Origin of the sequence: Polaromonas jejuensis NBRC 106434, from assembly GCF_001598235.1 — a bacterium.
In the GTDB taxonomy this organism is placed as follows: Bacteria; Pseudomonadota; Gammaproteobacteria; order Burkholderiales; family Burkholderiaceae_C; genus Polaromonas; species Polaromonas jejuensis.
Genome location: NZ_BCYO01000002.1, coordinates 205,949 through 222,388 on the forward strand (window position 1 = coordinate 205,949; position 16,440 = coordinate 222,388).

The following is a 16,440-nucleotide window of genomic DNA, read 5'->3' on the forward strand; positions in this document are numbered from 1 at the left end:
CCTAGCCCACAGTGAAATAAAACGCGGCGCCTTCGTTGGGCCTGCTTTCAGCCCAGACGCGGCCGCGGTGGCGTTCAATCACGCGCTTCACCGTCGCCAGCCCTATGCCGGTCCCCGGAAAATCGCCGGGCGAGTGAAGGCGCTCAAAAGTGCCGAAAAGTTTGTGGGCAAAAGCCATGTCAAACCCGGCGCCGTTGTCTTTGACAAAAAAGATGGTGGCGCCGTCGGCATCCAGTTCGCTGCCCACATCAATCCGTGCCAGCGGCTGCCTTGCAGTGAACTTCCACGCGTTACCCAGCAGGTTTTGCAAGACGGCCGACAGCAGGCGGGGGTCACCTTGCGCGCTCAGGCCGTCCTGAATCTGCACCTGCACCTGGCGCTGCGGCTCACGCTCGCGGCAGTCCTGTCCGATCCGCCGGGCGATGGCGGAAAGATCGACATGTTCTGACTTGATCTGCTCGCGGGACAGGTGGGCAAGGGTCAGCAAGCCCTCAATCAAATCGCCCATCTGCTTGACCCCCACACCGATTCGATCCAGGTAGTGCTTGCCCTTTTCGCTCACATTATTTCCATCGCCTTTCATCAGCAACTGGCTGAATCCGTGAATGGTATTTAAAGGCGAGCGCAAATCATGTGACACGGAATGGGCAAAAGACTCCAGCTCCTTGTTGGCCGCTGCGAGTTGGCCGGTGCGCAGCAACACCCGTTCTTCGAGTTCGCTGTTGAGGCTGAGAATTTCCTGCTGTTGTTGCCTGCGCTCCGTGATGTCGCGCTCCACAGCCACCCAATGGGTGAACCGGCCGGACTCGCCGGCGATGGGCGCGATATCGATTTCCAGCCAGAGCTCCTGCCCGGCCTTGGTGTGAATGACAATTTCTGCGCGAACGGCTTGCCAATTTTTCATGGCGGCGCGAATCCGGTCCAGCTCGCCTCGGTGGGTTTTGGGTGCCCAGACAAGCCCCGGGGTGCTGCCAATGGCCTCTTCCCGGCTGTAACCGGTGTAGCGCTCGAAAGCATCGTTCACAAAAACAATGCGCGGACCCGACTCGTCAAAAGGTTCGGCTTCCATGATGACCACAATGTCGTTCAGGCGCGACACCGCCGTCTCCAGCAGCCGCAGCTGCGCCTGCTCTGCGCGCCTCTGGGTGATGTCCTGAAAGTACACCGCGAGCCCCGCCTCCGTCGGGTAGGCGTGGACATCAAACCAGGTATCAAGCGGCTGGTAAAAAACCTCAAAGCGGCTCGTGCGTTGCTCCTTCACCGCCAGGTGAAATTTCCTTTCGACACGCGTTCCCGCGGCCTCGGGGAACGCCTGCCACAGGTTCTGGCCCAGGAGGTCTTCCCGGCGTTGCTTGAGCATGCGCTCTGCCGGACCGTTCAGGTAGGTGAGCGTCCAGTCTTTGTCCACCAGGAAAAAACCGTCGGTGATGCTTTCCAGCGTGGTGATGAGCTGTGCCTCCAGCGCCAGCATGCGCGCCTCGGCCTGCTTTTGCTCCGAGATGTCCTGGAACGCCCCCTGGAGGCGAACAATTTTTCCGTCTGCATCGCGCACCGCCTCGCCGATGGAGTGCACCCAGATGCGCCGGCCCTTGGCGGTCATCTTGGGAAGCACGAATTCGTAAGGCGTGCCGTGCTGCGCGCAAGCATCCACCAGACGGCTCACGGTGGCCCGGTCTTCCGGAAGAAAGTAGCCAATGCCCTCTTCAAGCGTCGGAACATAACCTGGGGGCACGTCGTGAATCAGGCAGTTTTCATCCGACCAGGTCAGGGTGCGGTCTGGCAGGTCAATCGTCCACCCACCCAGGCGCGCCACCCTGCCGGCGATGCGGTTCATGACGAGATCTTTCTCCAGCAGCGCCGTGGCCTGTTTCAGGTCGTCAATATCTGTGAAAGTGCCCAGCCATTGGGTCGTTCGGCTCGCCGTATCCACGTGCGGGACAGCACGGCCCAGCATCCAGCGGTAGACGCCGTCGGCCCGGCGCAGCCGGTACTCGACTTCGCAGGCCTCGCTACTTGCCAACCCCTGCGCCCAAAACCTGGAAGCCCGCAGGCTGTCGTCGGGATGCATGAGGCGGGTCCAGCCGTGGACCAGGCTCTCCTCCATGGACAAGCCTGTGTAGTCAAGCCACTTTTGATTGAAGTAGGTGTACGAGCCATCCGCCTGCATCATCCAGACGATCTGGGGCATCGCGTCTGTCAGCAGCCGAAACTGTAGGTCGCTCACGCGCTGAGCCTTATCCGGGAGCCTGTCTGTCCCGTGCCCGGCAGGGTTATCGGCCTGGCCGGGTCATTTACAAGGGGCGCACCGGGCCCATACAAGGAAATTCTCTGGTAGACAGCCTGCATAGACAGCTCTTTCTTCTTTTTTAGGATTCCCCCTTCAGTGCCGCGCGAAAACATGTCTGCGCAGGCACTTGTGGATTCAACCGTCCAACATAATGCTACAGGCAAGTTTAGCGCCTGGTGTCTCAAAACGGGGAGTTTGCGCGGCCCCTGGTTGCGGGATCCCGCATCGTGAGCGCCTTGGCGCTACTTGGCCAGCTCCCTGATCTTTTCAACAACCTCCGGATTGGCGAGGGTGGACACGTCGCCAGGATCCAGGTGATTCGAGATCGCCGCGAGCACGCGGCGCATGATCTTGCCCGAGCGGGTCTTGGGCATGTCGGGAACGACGATCACGCGGCGCGGCCGCGCGATGGCGCCGATCTCGGACACGACCGATGCCGAGACCCGGTTCGCAATCTCCTCGGAAGGCGCCAGCCCCGGCTTCAACGCCACATAGAGGTCGGGCACCTTGCCCTTGACCGGGTCGGCGACCGGAACCACGGCCGCTTCGACCACCTCGGGCACGAGCAGCGCGGCCGATTCGATTTCCTTGGTGCCCAGGCGATGGCCGGCGACGTTGATCACGTCGTCGATGCGGCCGAGGATCCGGTAGTAACCGTCGGCCGCCTGCACCGCGCCGTCACCCGCCAGGTAGGGCCAGTCGCGCCAGTCCTTGCTCTCGGGGTCTTTGCAATAGCGCGCGTAGTACTGGCGCACGTAGCGCTCCGGGTCTTTCCAGATCGTCTGGAAACCGCCCGGCCAGGGGTTGCGGATGCAGATGTTGCCTGCCTTGCCCGAACCGCTCGCCAGCTCCTTTCCTTCGTCGTCGTAGATCACCGGATGAATGCCTGGAATCGCGGGCCCCGCGCTGCCGGGCTTCATCTTGTGGATCCCCGGCACCGTGCTGCAGAGGAATCCGCCGGTCTCGGTCTGCCACCAGGTGTCCACGATGGCTGCTTCGCCCTTGCCGACCGCCTTGTAGTACCACTTCCACACTTCGGGCTCGATCGGCTCGCCCACGGTCGTCATGTGCTTGAAGTGGTGGTTGTACTTCAGGGGCTCGTCGGGTCCGTCGCGCCGCAGTGCGCGGATCGCTGTGGGCGACGTGTGGAAGATGTTGACGCCGAGGTCTTCAGCGATACGCCAGGGTCGTCCGGCGTCCGGATGGGTTGGCACACCTTCATACACCACCGAAGAAGCGGCGAGCGCCAGCGGGCCATAGACGATGTAGGAATGGCCTGTGATCCAGCCGATGTCGGCCATGCACCAGTACACATCCTCGGGGTGAATGTCCTGGATGAACTTCGATGTCCAGGTGACGTAGGCGAGGTAGCCGCCGATCGAGTGCTGGCAGCCTTTGGGCCGCCCCGTCGTGCCGCTCGTGTACATCAGGAACAGCGGCGCCTCTGCCGGCATCTGCACGGGCTCGACACGCTGGCCACGGAACTTCCTAAGGACGTCGTTGATGACGAAGTCGCGTCCCTCCACGAGCTTCGTGGGGCTCGAGTTCTTGCCCGGGTAGCGCTGCCAGATCAGGACCTTGTCCACCTGTTGGCCGTGGCTGGCGGCCTCCATGACCGCGGTGTCGGCTTTCTCCTTATGGTCCAGCAAATTGCCGGCGCGGTGATAGGCGTCCATGGTGATCAACACGCGGCTCTCGGAATCCGCGACGCGGTCGGCGCAGGCCTTGCCGCTGAATCCGCTGAACACCTGCGAGTGAATCACGCCGAGCCGCGCGCAGGCGAGCATGGTGATGGGCAGCTCCGCCACCATCGGCATGTGCAAGGTCACCCGGTCGCCCGCCTTCAGGCCGCAGAAATCGCGCAACAGGGCCGCGAACTCGTTGACGCGTACGAAAAGCTCCTGATAGGTGAGGTGCTGTGGTGCCTCGTCCTCCGGCTCGGGCACGAAATGGATCGCCGTCTTGTTCTTGTGCGTGGCAAGGTGGCGGTCCACACAGTTGTAGCAAGCGTTGATCTTGCCGCCGACGAACCATCGCCAGAACGGGGGATTGCTGGTGTCGAGTGTCGTCTCCCAGTACTTGTACCAGTCCAGCAGGTCCGCGAACTCCTTGAAGCACTCGGGGAACTTGTCGAGTGCAAAACGCGCGAAGATGCCCGCGTCCGTCAAATTGGCCTGCGCGATGAAGGGGTTGGACGGCGAGAAATAGTCCTCCTCCGGCCAATGCACCGCGATCTGCGCCTCGGAGATATCGGCCGTCTGCCGCTCGGTGGCATGGCGCGGCAACTTGTCTTTTGACATGACCGTTCCTCCTTGGTTTTCCGTGACTCCAATGCAGGCGCTCGGCGCGCCAAGCGCAATGAGCGGACTGCCTTTGTCACAAAAATCAATATTAGTCCGGGCCTGGTGAATTGCCAAGAAAAGCGCCAGATCAGAAACTCACCGCGTGCCCAAGCAAAGCGTTGATTGAGAAGAGAAACCCTTGACACTACCCTGCCGAGCCTTGCTTTTGGGCCCGTCATGACCTAGATTTTAAATTTTCCCAAGGCGCAATGAAAGGAGAATCTGTCATGGATCTTCTCGTGGAACGTGTGGATGTTTGGGCGGCGACCATTGAAGACCGGCCCGGCGGCCTTTCGGAGGCGCTGGCAACTCTGCGGGATGCGGGGGCAGACCTGCAATCCATCATTGCACGGCGAACCCCGGAACAACCTGGCAAGGGGGTCGTGTTCGTCACGCCGCTGCAAGGTGACAGGGAAATCCGTGCGGCCGCACAAGTGGGTTTCAACGTGACCGCAAGCCAACACTGCGTTCGGGTCATGGGCCCGGACCGGCCGGGCATCGCCGCGGAGTTGACCCAGAAGCTTGCTGACGCGCGAATTGACCTGCGCGGATTCTCGGCCTCCGTGATCGGCCCACAGTTTGTGGCCTACGTGGCGGTGGATTCGCTGGACGATGCCAACAAGGCGATGGATATCTTGCAGAAGGCCTGAACCACCGGTGTCGAGCGCTGTCGTGGCGTTGGTGAATCCGGAGCGGCTCGCCATTGTTTGCCTGGTCTGGCGCACCGGCCTGCCGCGATATTTTCATTGGGAGTATGCTTTACGGGAGATACCAGGTTCGCCCATCATCGGGGCGTGGAGGTCTGCATCATGGACGTGCGCGAAGGCTTCATCGGCAGCATAGGCAACACACCGCTGATCCGGCTGGCAAGGCTGAGCGCCGAGACCGGCTGCGAAATCCTCGGCAAGGCGGAGTTCCTGAACCCGGGCGGGTCGGTCAAGGACCGCGCGGCGCTCTACATCATCCAGGATGCCGAGCGGCGCGGCGCGCTGAAGCCCGGCGGCACCGTGGTGGAGGGCACCGCCGGCAATACCGGCATAGGGCTTGCCCACATCTGCGCGGCGCGCGGCTACCGCTGCGTGATCGTCATCCCCGAGACGCAGTCGCAGGAAAAAATGGAGCTGCTGCGCGTGCTGGGCGCCGAGGTGCGGCCGGTGCCGGCCGTGCCGTACAAGGATCCCAACAACTACCAGAAGATCGCCTCCCGCCTGGCGCAGGAGATGGACAACGCGATCTGGGCCAACCAGTTCGACAACCTCGTCAACCGCCAGGCCCACTATGAAACCACCGGGCCGGAGATCTGGCGCGACACGGCCGGCCAGGTGGACGCCTTTACCTGCTCCACCGGCACGGGCGGCACGCTTGCCGGGGTGGCGCGCTTCCTCAAGGAACAGAACCCCGCTGTGCGCAGCGTGCTGGCCGACCCCTACGGCAGCGGCCTGTACAGCTTCGTGAAGACCGGCCAGATCACGGTGGAGGGCAACTCCATCACCGAAGGCATTGGCTCCAGCCGCGTGACGGCGAACCTGGAGGGCACGCCCATAGACGATGCCGTGCGCATCAATGACCCGGACTGCGTCGCCATGGTCTACCGCCTGCTGCGCGAAGAGGGCCTGTTCGTGGGCGGCTCCACCGGCATCAACGTGGCGGCGGCCGTCTGGCTGGCCCGCCAGATGGGGCCGGGCCACACCATCGTCACCCTGCTGTGCGACCGCGGCGGGCTTTATTCAAGCCGGCTGTTCAATCAGGCCTGGCTGGCGGAAAAGGGATTGGCGCCGCAGTGATGGAAAGAATCCGGGCCGGATTGCTATGCGCTGGAAACATCTCAACGCGCCTGAGCAATCGGGGTCAGACGCCAACTCCTCACCAGCGCCGATCAACCCAGGTACTTATTCAAGGGCTCCCAGTATTTGGCGTGCCAACCGCTATCCAGGTGCTCGCGCGTGCCCTCCGGAAAGCCGGTGTGGTCGAAGACAATCAAGGTGTCTGCGCCCTGCGCCTTGAGCGCGAAGCGGACCACGGAATAAACGCCGGCCTCCCAATTGGCCACCCGCCAGGCCTGGACGATGCGCTCGTTGGCCATCAGCTCCAGGTTACGCCCGACGATCATGCCGCCAAAGCATGAAAAGACGCCGCCCGCCTCGGGGCTGATCTCGGCCGGCGCGCCGCTGAACGCGCTGAACTGCTTGCTATCGGTCAACGCGCTGTAGACGCGCTGCGGGCTGGCTGTGACGACGATTTCCTGATGAATGACATGAGACATGGCCATACTCCAATCCAAAGTCAGAAAACTAGGGGCAAATTCCAACAAACCCATCAGCTTACAGTCGCTATTGTTTCTATAGCTACCAGCGCTTGCCCATCAATCGCCAGAGCCTTGTTTTGCATCTGTTTTTGCCAAACCCCGTTTGAGTTGACTCGCCCCAATTCGGCACAAGGGCAGCACAGCCATCGCGGGGCATGGCACCTGATATTGTTGATTTGATCGCAAATTAAAAACCACTGTTTCCGTCCCCCCTTCACAGGCTGAGCTCACTCATCACCCCCACCTCGGCCACCCAGCACTGACTCGCCGCTTCGCCCGGCTGTCGCTGGGCCCGGCGGCGGTGCGGCCGGTGGCGCATCTGCATGACGGTCATGGCGAGGTGCCCTTGCTGGTGCCGGGCGATGTCGTCGAGTGGGCGGCGCTGGTCGGCATTCCCCTGGCCGCCGCGCCCGGCGAGGCGAGCATCACGGTGCAGACCGAAGGTGGCGCCGCGCACCGTCGACCTGTCGCCCGCGGACGAGGCGCGCTACGAGCGCGAGCGCGCGCACCAGGCGATGATGGCCACCTTTAGCCAGCCTTGGCTGCAGGCCTTGCGCATGCGCGTGCCGGTGCCGCGCTCCAGTTCCTTTGGACTGCGGCGCGTGTTCAACGGGCAGGCGCGCAATCCGCACAGCGGCATGGACATCGCGGCCGCCACCGGCACGCCCAAGCACGCCCATACAGGCGCCGCTGCCGGGCCGGGTGATAGACACGGGCGACTACTTCTTCAACGGCAACACGGTGTGGCTGGACCACGGCGGCGGGCTGCTGACCCTGTACTGCCACCTGAGCGCGATTGACGTGAAGACTGGCGACCTGCTGATGACCGGCGAGCACCTGGGCGCCGTGGGCGCCACCGGCCGCGTGACGGGGCCGCACCTGCATTGGGGCGTGATGCTGAACCGGGCCATGGTGGACCCGGCGCTGTTTTTGGCGGCCTGAGGCCAAACCGCACAGGCAGCGCAGGCGCTGCCTGCCTATGCCGCCGGATTACCAGTTCACCAGCGTCCCATCATGCTGCAGCCGGTTCACCGGCAGATAAGCGCGCTGGTAGGGGTATTTGGCGGCCAGCTTTTCGTCGATGTCCACGCCGTGGCCAATCGTTTCGCCGCAGTGCATGTAGCCGTCTTTGAACGAATAGCTGTGCGGGAAGACTTCGTCGGTCTGTTCGGTATGGCGCATGTACTCCTGGATGCCGAAGTTGGGCACCCAGGTGTCAAAGTGCAGGGCTGTACCCATGCAGACCGGCGACAGGTCGGTGGCGCCGTGGCAGCCGGTGCGGACCTGGTGCATCGCGGCAAAGTCGGCAATGCGGCGCAGGTGCGTCAGGCCGCCGGCATGCACGATGGTGGCGCGAATGTAGTCGATGAGCTGGTTCTGGATCAGGTCCTTGCAGTCCCAGATCGTGTTGAAGATCTCACCCACGGCCAGCGGCGTGGTGGTGTGCTGGCGAATCAGGCGGAAGGCTTCCTGGTTCTCCGCCGGCGTGGCGTCTTCCATCCAGAACAGGTGGAAGGGCTCGAGGGCCTTGCCCAGCCGTCCCGCCTCAATCGGCGTCAGGCGGTGGTGCACGTCGTGCAGCAAATGGATGTCCGGGCCGACGGCCTGGCGGACGGCGTCGAACAGCTTGGGCGCGTGCAGCAGGTATTTCTCGGTGCTCCAGTCATGCTCGCTGGGCAGGGTGCCGTCGGCCGGCTCGTAGAACATATTGCCTCGGCCGACACCATAGACTTTTTCGAGGCCGGGCACGCCGCTCTGCGCGCGGATCGCCTTGTAGCCCATTTCCTTGTAGCGCAGCACCTCATCGACCGTGTGCTCGATGTCGCTGCCGTTGGCATGGCCGTAGACCATCACGCCCGAGCGGCTGCGGCCGCCGAGCAACTGGTACAGCGGCAGGTTGGCGGCCTTGGCCTTGATGTCCCACAGGGCGGTGTCGACGGCGGCGATGGCGCTCATCGTGACCGGGCCGCGGCGCCAGTACGCGCCCTTGTAGAGGTATTGCCAGATGTCTTCGATCTGGTGGGCGTCGCGGCCTATGAGGCAGGGAATGACATGGTCGTTCAGGTAGCTGACCACGGACAGCTCGCGGCCGTTCAGCGTCGCATCGCCGATGCCGGTCAGGCCTTCGTCGGTTTCGATCTTGAGGGTGACAAAGTTGCGGCCGGGGCTGCAGACGATCACGCGGGCATTGGTAATTTTCATAAAAGGTTGGTCTTTAAAAGGCTGGAATGCCGGAAAAATGGGGATGTCTAAAGGCAGAGGCGGGAGCGCGGCTTCAGCCGTTCCAGCCCAGGTGGCCAAGGAAGTCACGCGTGCGCGCCACCGTGGGGTTGTCAAAGATCTGCGAGGGCGGGCCTTCTTCCATGATGGCGCCGTTCTCAAACACGACGACCCAGTTGGCCACGCGCTGGGCAAAACTCATCTCGTGGGTGACCACAATCATGGTCATGCCCTCCTGCGCGAGCTTCTTCATCACGTTGAGCACCTCGCCGACCGTCTCCGGGTCGAGCGCCGAGGTCGGCTCGTCGAACAGCATGACTTCGGGCTCCATCGCCAGGGCGCGCGCAATCGCCACACGTTGCTGCTGGCCGCCGGACAGGTTGGCCGGAAAGTTCTGCGCCTTGGCCGACAGGCCGACCTTTTCAAGCAGCACCATCGCCCGCGCACGCGCGTCGGCTTCGCTCATGCCCAGCACCGTGATCGGCCCCATGGCCACGTTGTCGAGTGCGGTTTTGTGCGGGAAGAGCTCAAAGCTCTGGAACACCATGCCCATGCGCTGGCGCACCTTGCGCACGTCCGCCTCGCGTGTCGGCAGCGGGATGCCGTCGAGCAGCACGCGGCCGCCGTTGAGAGTTTCCAGCGCGTTGGTGCAACGCAACAGCGTGGACTTGCCGGAACCGGACGGACCGATCAGGCACATCACCTCGCCCTTGTTGACCTGCAGCGAGACATCGTTGAGCGCCAGAAAGTCGCCGTACATTTTTCGCACGTTCTCATAGACCAGCACCGGCGGCTGGTCGGCGCCCTTGCGCGGCTTTGACACGGCGGCAGCGCCGGCGGCAAATTGCTCTGTCAATGCGTTCATTCCTTGACTCCATATTTTTTGTGGATCCAGTCCACGAGCTTGGCCTGCGGATAACCCATCAGCCAGTAAATCACGGCCATGGCCGTGAGCATTTCCAGCACGCGGAAGGTCTGCGCGCGAATCTGCATCGAGGTGTAGGCCAGCTCGCTGACGGCGATCACCGACACCAGCGAGGTGTCCTTGAAAAGCGAAATCCAGGTGCTGGCCAGCACCGGCAAAATGCGCCGGCCAGCCTGCGGGATCACGACCTTGAACATCGCCTGCCGACGCGACATGCCCATGGCCAGCGCCGCCTCCATCTGCCCCTTGCGGATGGAGTTGATGCCGGCGCGAAAGGTCTCGGCGTTGTAAGCCGAAATATTCAGCACCAGCGCCACCAGCGCCGTCGTCAATGCGGAGAACTGCACGTCGAAGGCGATCGGCATGACATAAAAAGCCCAATAGATCACCAGGATCAGCGGCAGGTTGCGGAAGAACTCCACAAAAGCCAGCGACGCCGAGCTCAGGAATTTATTGGACGACAGGCGCATCAGCGCCAGCAGAATGCCGCCTGGCACGGCCAGCAGCATGGTCACGACCGTGAGGCCTATGGTCAGCGCAGCGCCGTCGAGCAGCGCCGCGCGGTGGGTCCAGATGACGTTCCAGTCGAAGTTCATGAGCGCCCCAGGTGTGCAAGTTTGTGATACAGGCGGTCGACCACGCGCGTGACCGGGAACAGCACCAGGAAGTACAGCACCATCACCGCGGTGAAGACTTCAACCGGCCGGTAGCTTTGACCGGCGACGGTCTCGGCACGGTGCATGAGTTCAGGCACCGCAATCACCGTCGCGATGGCCGTGTCCTTGATCGCCATCGTCAGCACCGAGCCGAAGGCCGGCAGCATGCGGATGGTGGCCTGCGGCAGGATGATCTTGCGCAGGATCTGCGCCCGCGACATGCCGAGGGCCAGGCCGGCCCGCGTCTGTCCGGGGCGGATGGACTCGATGCCGGCGCGGATGATTTCCGACGCATAGGCCGCGATGTGCAGCGTCAGCCCGACCAGCGCCGCCCAGAACGGCGGGAAGGTCACGCCGGCCAGCAGCGGGAAGGCAAAGTAAATCCACACCAGCACGACCAGAATCGGGATGGCGCGCATGGTGTCGACATAAAACACCAGCAGCTTGCTGAGCCAGCGCGGGCCGTACAGGCGCAACAGCGCAATCACCAGCCCGGCCAGGATGCTGGTGACGGCGCTGATGACGCTGAGCAGGACCGTCACGCCGAACCCGCTGGCAAAAAAACGCCAGTTGTCGACGATCGGTGAAAAATCCACGTCCATGAAGGTGTCCGTCAAGGTTAAAAAAATGCAGCGGGCCACGCGGCCTGCCGGTTGGGGCAGGTCGCAGGCAGGAAATGCGGCCGTGGCCGCGCGGCTGGAAGCCGGGGCTTCGGTGGCCCGGGCTGCGGATTACTTCAGCGTCTGCGTCATGCGCAGTTCTTCGGCCGCGAGCGCGGGCTGCATGCGCTTTTCGACTTCACGCAGCCAGTCGAGGTAGACCTGTTCGTTCTTGTTCACGCCCATGCCGGTCTTGATCTCGAAGATCTTGCTGTCCTGGCAGTTGTTTTCTTTCGGGAAAACCGCCAGGCCCTTGACCTTTTTGTTGATGTTGGGCCACAGCATGCGGTTCAGCGGCGCGACGTCCGAGCGGCCGGCCAGCACCTCTTCAATCGGCGCGACCGAACCGGAATTGGTCACGCCGCGCAGCTTGGCCTTGGAGAACTGCTCACGCACCAAAGGTTCTTCGCCGGCGCCTGAAAAGTAGGCCATCGTGATCTCGGGCTTGTTGAAGTCCTCCAGCGTCTTGGCATTGGTGAACTTCGGGTTGTCGGCGCGGCCGAACATGCAGACGCCGGTGCTGGAGAAGGTCACGAAGTCGATGATCTTGGCGCGCTCGGCGTTCTGGTTCAGGGGGCCGATCATGATGTCCATCTGGTTGGCGATCAACGCCGGCACCTTGGTCTCATGGCTGACCGGCACCGGCACCATCTGCACGCCGAGCAGCCTGGCAAACTCCTTGCCCAGCATCCAGGACGGACCCGACCAGGCTTCGCCTTCGCCAGTCGTGTTCTGCGCCAGCCAGGGCGGGTTGTTGACGACACCGACGCGCAGCACACCGGCCTTGCGGATGGCGTCGATACGCGGGCTGGCGCCGGGTGCGGGCGGCGTCTGTGCGAAGGCAGCGCCTGCCGCTGCGGCCAGCGTGGCGGCCAGGGCGATGGCTTGGCAGCCACGGGAAATCGATGGGAAAAATATCATGCTGTGTCTCCTGTTGTAGTGATGTGACGTCGTGATGTGAATTTGGATGCTGTGTTGACCGGCTGCGTTACTTCATGTTCTCGATGACTTGTTTTTCTTCGCTCGCCAGGCGTGGCGCCAGGGTTTTTTCGACCTCGCGCAACCAGTCGAGAAAGACCTGCTGGTTCTTGTCGATGGCCAGGCCGATAGACGCGGCCATCTCGACCGAGTCCTGGCAGTTGTTGCCCTCAGGCAGCACCTTCAGGCCTTTGACCTTGCGATTGAGCGCCTGCCATGGCACGCGGTTGATCGGCGTCACATCGGCACGCCTGGCCATGATTTCCTCGACCGGTGCCGCGGTGCCGGCGACGGACACGCCGCGCAGCTTGGCGTTGGGAAAGCGCTTCTTGACCCAGTTCTCTTCGCCGCCGCCGGTGAAGTAGGCGACCGTGATGTTGGGATTGTTGAACTCGTCGATCGACTTGGCGTTGGCGACCTTCGGGTTGTCCGCGCGGCCAAACACGCACAGCGCGGTACGCGAGTAGGTCACGAAGTCGACCACGTTCAGGCGCTCGGGCGTGACCGAGAGCGGCGAGATCGTCATGTCGGCCTGGTTCGACGCGAGCACCGGCACCTTGGTCTCGTGCGAGACCGGCACGGCCTGCAGCTTGACGCCAAGTCGCTTGGCCACCTCGTTCGCCAGCGACCATGCCGGGCCGGACCAGGCATCGCCGGAACCCGAGGTGTTCTCGACCAGCCAGGGCGGATTCGACAGCACGGCCACGCGCAGCACGCCAGCCTTTTTTATCGCATCGACGCGCGGGCTGGCGCCGGGCGCGGGCGGTGTCTGGGCAAAGGCCGCAGTGGCCAAGCCGAGCAGCAGGCCGGCAAGGCCGGATTTAAGACGAAAGGATGGGCTGGGCATGGTTTGTCTCTCTTGATTTGTGGTTGAAATAAAACGCGCGTCAGCGCCAGGCCTGGGCGAACTCGCTGATGACGCGCTCCAGGTGCGCGCGCATGGCGGCCCGCGCCGCAACCGGGTCGCGTGCCAGCAGGGCCTTGAAGATGCGCTGATGGTCAGCGTGCGACGCCAGGCGCAGCTCGGGGGTGTGGAAGTGGTGCTCGATCTTGGTCCAGACCGGGCCCCTGGCCTGCGCCCACATGGCCGTGACCATTTGCAGCAGCACGCTGTTGCCGGTGGCCTGTGCGATGCGCAGGTGAAACAGGCGGTCGGCCGCCTCGTTGGCCTCCTTGTCGTCCATGTGCTCGTGCATATCGGACAGGGCGGTGAAGATCAGGTCCAGATCGCCGTCCTTGCGCGTCTCGGCCGCGACCGAGGCGATCTCCGACTCGATCAGGCAACGGGCACGCAGCAACTCGAAAGGGCCAGGCCCGGTTTCCGGCATGAACGAGGGCGCCGCCGCGGAACCGCTGGTTTGCGTCACATAAATGCCCGAGCCACCGCGCACCTCGACCACGTTCTGCAGCTCCAGTGCGATCATGGCTTCGCGCACCGAGGTGCGGCTCACATCAAAGCGCTCGGCCAGTGCGCGCTCCGACGGCAGGCGTTCGCCCAGCTTGAATTCCCCTTGCGCAATCAGCGCCAGTATTTGCGCGGCCAGGCGCTGGTAAGAGCGATCGGAACCGATCTTTGGTACGGGTACGTCGTCGTTGGACGGGATGAGGTGAAGTGCCATGGTCTTAAAAGTGGTTGGACCAAATGTAGATTGGTATACCAAATACCCCAATAGTGGTTTACCACTATTGGTGAATTGGTCGATCCAGATGTTCAATCGAACTCTTTTTCCTTGAGCACCCAGACTTATGCGCGCACTTTCCCAAGCCTCTCTCGACGAGCTCAAAGCCGCCACGCCAGGCAAGCAGGCCAGCTTGCAGCTGCCCCACTACGACCGCCAGCAGATGGCTGTGGGCGTCGTGCACCTCGGTCTGGGCGCATTTCACCGCGCGCATCAGGCGCTGGTGTTCGATGCCCTGTTAGCGAAGGGTGATGCCCGCTGGGGCGTACTGGGCGTGGGCATGCACAGCACCGCACTGGCCGATGCGCTGGCGCCGCAAGACGGCCTCTACACGGTGCAGGTGGCCAGCGCCGCGGGCCGCCGCTGGCAGATCGCCGGCGCCGTGCGCCAGACCTGCGTTGCGGCGCGCGAACCGCAGCAGGTGATAGCCGCCATCGCCGCGCCGTCCACGCGCTGGGTGACCTTGACCGTGACCGAAAAAGCCTATGGCCCCGAGCTGGCCACGCTGCTGGTGAAGGGCCTTGCCGCACGGCGCGCCGCAGGACTGGGCGGCTTGACGCTGGCCTCCTGCGACAACCTGACCGGCAACGGGCACAAGCTGCGCCAGTTGTGCCTGGCCGCCGCGCAGCAAAGCGACGCCGACCTGGCAACCTGGATCACCGCGCGCTGCACCTTCCCCAACAGCATGGTGGACCGCATCGTGCCGGCGGCCACGCTGCAGCACCGCGCCGATGCCGCCGAAGCCACCGGCCTGGACGACGCCTGCGCGCTGGGCACGGAAAGCTTCTGGGAATGGGTGATTGAGCGCGACTTTGCCGACCCGCTGGATGCGGGCGTCCTCGCGTCTGCAGGGGTGACCGTGGTGGACGAGGTCTTGCCCTTCGAGCAGGCCAAGCTCTGCATGCTCAACGGCAGCCACACCGCCATCGCGCTGATGGGCGCGGTAATGAGCCTGCCCACGGTAGCCGACTGCGTGGCCCACCCGGACATCCACTGGTATGTGCATGAGCTGATGACCGGCGTGATGATGCCGCAGTTGCGGCGCCCGGATCTGCCGGCCTACCGCGATGCCCTGCTTGAGCGCTTTGCCAACCCCGACCTGCGCCACAAGGTTCACCAGATCGCGTCCGATAGCTCCCTGAAGATTCCTTTGCGCTGGCTGGGGACGGTCAAGGCGCGGCTGGCATCCGGCCAGCAGGTCGAGCCGCTGGCCTTTGCCAGCGCCGTGTGGATGCGCTACCTGCTGGCCGAAGACGACCAGGGCCGGCCCTATGCGATTTCCGACCCTCTGGGCGACAGGCTGCAGGCCCTGGCACAGCAACACCGCGGCGATGCCGCCGGCACGGTGCAAGCCATGCTGGCGCTGCCCTCGGTTTGGGGCAACGCCCTGCCCGCAAACCCGCAATGGACATCGCGCGTGACCTTCTGGCTGGAACGCATCCAGGCCGTGGGCGTTGCCGGTGCGCTGTCGCAACTGAGAGCGGCCCAGGCAACTTCCCCCTGAGCTGGCATGGCATGACAGGCCTGCATTCAGAACTTCAATTCATCTACCCCCACCGAGAAACCATGATCCCCAACACCCCCCTCATCCAAGACCAGGTCGCCCTTGTCACCGGCGCCAATGCCGGCATGGGCCTGGCCACCGCCCGCGCGCTGCTGGAGGCCGGCTACCGCGTGGCGGCCACCGACCTGCGCACCGACCAGCTGGCCGGCCTGTCAGCCGCGCATGGCGACCGCCTGGCCTGCTTCATCATGGACGTGAGCGACTACGGCGCGGTGCATGCCGCCTGCGACCAGATCGAGGCACACTTCGGCCGCATCGACGTCTGCGTGAACAACGCCGGATTTTTGCAGTACGCCAATTGCGAACAGACGACGCCAGAGCTCTGGCACAAGACCCTGCGCATCAACCTGGACGGCGTTTTTTATGTGAGCCAGCGCGTGGCGCCGGGCATGAAGGCACGCGGTTTCGGCCGCATCGTGAACATGTCCTCGTACGGCGCCAAGACAGGCGGGCTGTCGCCATTGCCCGCCTACGCCGCCAGCAAGGGTGCAGTCATTTCGCTGACCTTCAGCTTTGCACGCGAATACGCGCCCTTCGGCGTGACCTGCAATGCGCTGGCCCCGACCTTCGTCAAAACGCAGATGCTGACCGAGCAGGTCAGCGCCGAGCGCCAGGCCGAGTTGCGCCAAAAGATACCGGTTGGCCGTTTTTGCGAGCTGGAAGAACTCGCGCACAGCGTGCTCTTTCTGGCGCACCCGCTCAGCGGCTTCATCACCGGCGAGGTGCTTGATCTCAACGGTGGCCTGCAGTTCGATTGAAGCGCCAACCTGAAACCGGCCAGGCCTTAACCGAAGCGATGGCGGGGCCTTGAGGTCTGGCGGTATA

At 63.6% G+C, this 16,440-nt stretch carries 14 protein-coding genes and 1 pseudogene; 5 read left to right on the top strand and 10 right to left on the bottom strand.

Annotated elements, in window-relative coordinates; all coding sequences use genetic code 11:
* Position 1 precedes the first annotated feature (1 nt).
* Together PJE01S_RS03420 and acs are read right to left on the bottom strand one after the other, a co-directional pair.
* A complete protein-coding gene (locus PJE01S_RS03420; RefSeq protein WP_245660575.1) occupies positions 2-2,224 on the bottom strand; it encodes a PAS domain-containing sensor histidine kinase in 2,223 nt (740 codons plus the stop codon).
* A 305-nt stretch (positions 2,225-2,529) separates the two neighbouring features.
* Positions 2,530-4,587 (bottom strand): acetate--CoA ligase, encoded by a 2,058-nt coding sequence (acs, locus tag PJE01S_RS03425; protein ID WP_068831741.1) that lies wholly within the window; start codon positions 4,585-4,587, stop codon positions 2,530-2,532.
* Positions 4,588-4,856: 269 nt separating this feature from the next.
* Here acs and PJE01S_RS03430 point away from each other — a divergent pair, with 269 nt between their 5' ends.
* Complete coding sequence (locus PJE01S_RS03430) at positions 4,857-5,279, top strand: ACT domain-containing protein (protein WP_068831742.1); 423 nt, start codon at positions 4,857-4,859, stop codon at positions 5,277-5,279.
* Between the two features lie 159 nt (positions 5,280-5,438).
* The gene (locus tag PJE01S_RS03435; protein ID WP_068831928.1) at positions 5,439-6,413 is read left to right on the top strand and encodes a cysteine synthase A; all 975 of its coding nucleotides are present in this window, start codon (positions 5,439-5,441) and stop codon (positions 6,411-6,413) included.
* 92 nt (positions 6,414-6,505) lie between these two features.
* Here the strand turns inward: PJE01S_RS03435 and PJE01S_RS03440 are convergent, their stop codons facing one another.
* The gene (locus PJE01S_RS03440; RefSeq protein WP_068831929.1) at positions 6,506-6,892 is read right to left on the bottom strand and encodes an SRPBCC domain-containing protein; all 387 of its coding nucleotides are present in this window, start codon (positions 6,890-6,892) and stop codon (positions 6,506-6,508) included.
* Between the two features lie 316 nt (positions 6,893-7,208).
* Between PJE01S_RS03440 and PJE01S_RS03445 the strand changes: the two are divergent.
* A pseudogene (locus PJE01S_RS03445) lies at positions 7,209-7,876 on the top strand (M23 family metallopeptidase); the annotation flags it as partial.
* Positions 7,877-7,924: 48 nt separating this feature from the next.
* Here PJE01S_RS03445 and manD read toward each other — a convergent pair.
* From manD to PJE01S_RS03480, 7 genes are all read right to left on the bottom strand, one after another.
* Complete coding sequence (gene manD, locus PJE01S_RS03450) at positions 7,925-9,136, bottom strand: D-mannonate dehydratase ManD (RefSeq protein WP_068831743.1); 1,212 nt, start codon at positions 9,134-9,136, stop codon at positions 7,925-7,927.
* A gap of 73 nt (positions 9,137-9,209) precedes the next feature.
* On the bottom strand, positions 9,210-10,019 hold the full coding sequence (locus tag PJE01S_RS03455) for an amino acid ABC transporter ATP-binding protein (protein ID WP_084389330.1): 810 nt from the start codon (positions 10,017-10,019) through the stop codon (positions 9,210-9,212).
* Complete coding sequence (locus PJE01S_RS03460; protein ID WP_068831744.1) at positions 10,016-10,675, bottom strand: amino acid ABC transporter permease; 660 nt, start codon at positions 10,673-10,675, stop codon at positions 10,016-10,018. Before PJE01S_RS03460 ends, PJE01S_RS03455 begins: the two co-directional genes overlap by 4 nt.
* The gene (locus PJE01S_RS03465) at positions 10,672-11,337 is read right to left on the bottom strand and encodes an amino acid ABC transporter permease (RefSeq protein WP_068831930.1); all 666 of its coding nucleotides are present in this window, start codon (positions 11,335-11,337) and stop codon (positions 10,672-10,674) included. The genes PJE01S_RS03460 and PJE01S_RS03465 overlap by 4 nt, the downstream gene beginning before the upstream one ends.
* 129 nt (positions 11,338-11,466) lie before the next feature.
* Positions 11,467-12,315: a transporter substrate-binding domain-containing protein gene (locus PJE01S_RS03470; protein ID WP_068831745.1), complete on the bottom strand. Its 849-nt coding sequence runs from the start codon at positions 12,313-12,315 to the stop codon at positions 11,467-11,469.
* 67 nt (positions 12,316-12,382) lie between these two features.
* Positions 12,383-13,219, bottom strand: coding sequence for a substrate-binding periplasmic protein (locus PJE01S_RS03475; RefSeq protein ID WP_068831746.1), 837 nt, complete (start codon positions 13,217-13,219; stop codon positions 12,383-12,385).
* A gap of 40 nt (positions 13,220-13,259) precedes the next feature.
* Positions 13,260-13,991, bottom strand: coding sequence for a FadR/GntR family transcriptional regulator (locus tag PJE01S_RS03480; protein WP_068831747.1), 732 nt, complete (start codon positions 13,989-13,991; stop codon positions 13,260-13,262).
* A 127-nt stretch (positions 13,992-14,118) separates the two neighbouring features.
* Here PJE01S_RS03480 and PJE01S_RS03485 point away from each other — a divergent pair, with 127 nt between their 5' ends.
* Positions 14,119-15,555, top strand: coding sequence for a mannitol dehydrogenase family protein (locus PJE01S_RS03485; RefSeq protein WP_068831748.1), 1,437 nt, complete (start codon positions 14,119-14,121; stop codon positions 15,553-15,555).
* A 62-nt stretch (positions 15,556-15,617) separates the two neighbouring features.
* Entirely contained in the window at positions 15,618-16,373 is a 756-nt protein-coding gene (locus PJE01S_RS03490) for an SDR family NAD(P)-dependent oxidoreductase (RefSeq protein ID WP_068831932.1), read from the top strand.
* Positions 16,374-16,440: the final 67 nt, after the last annotated feature.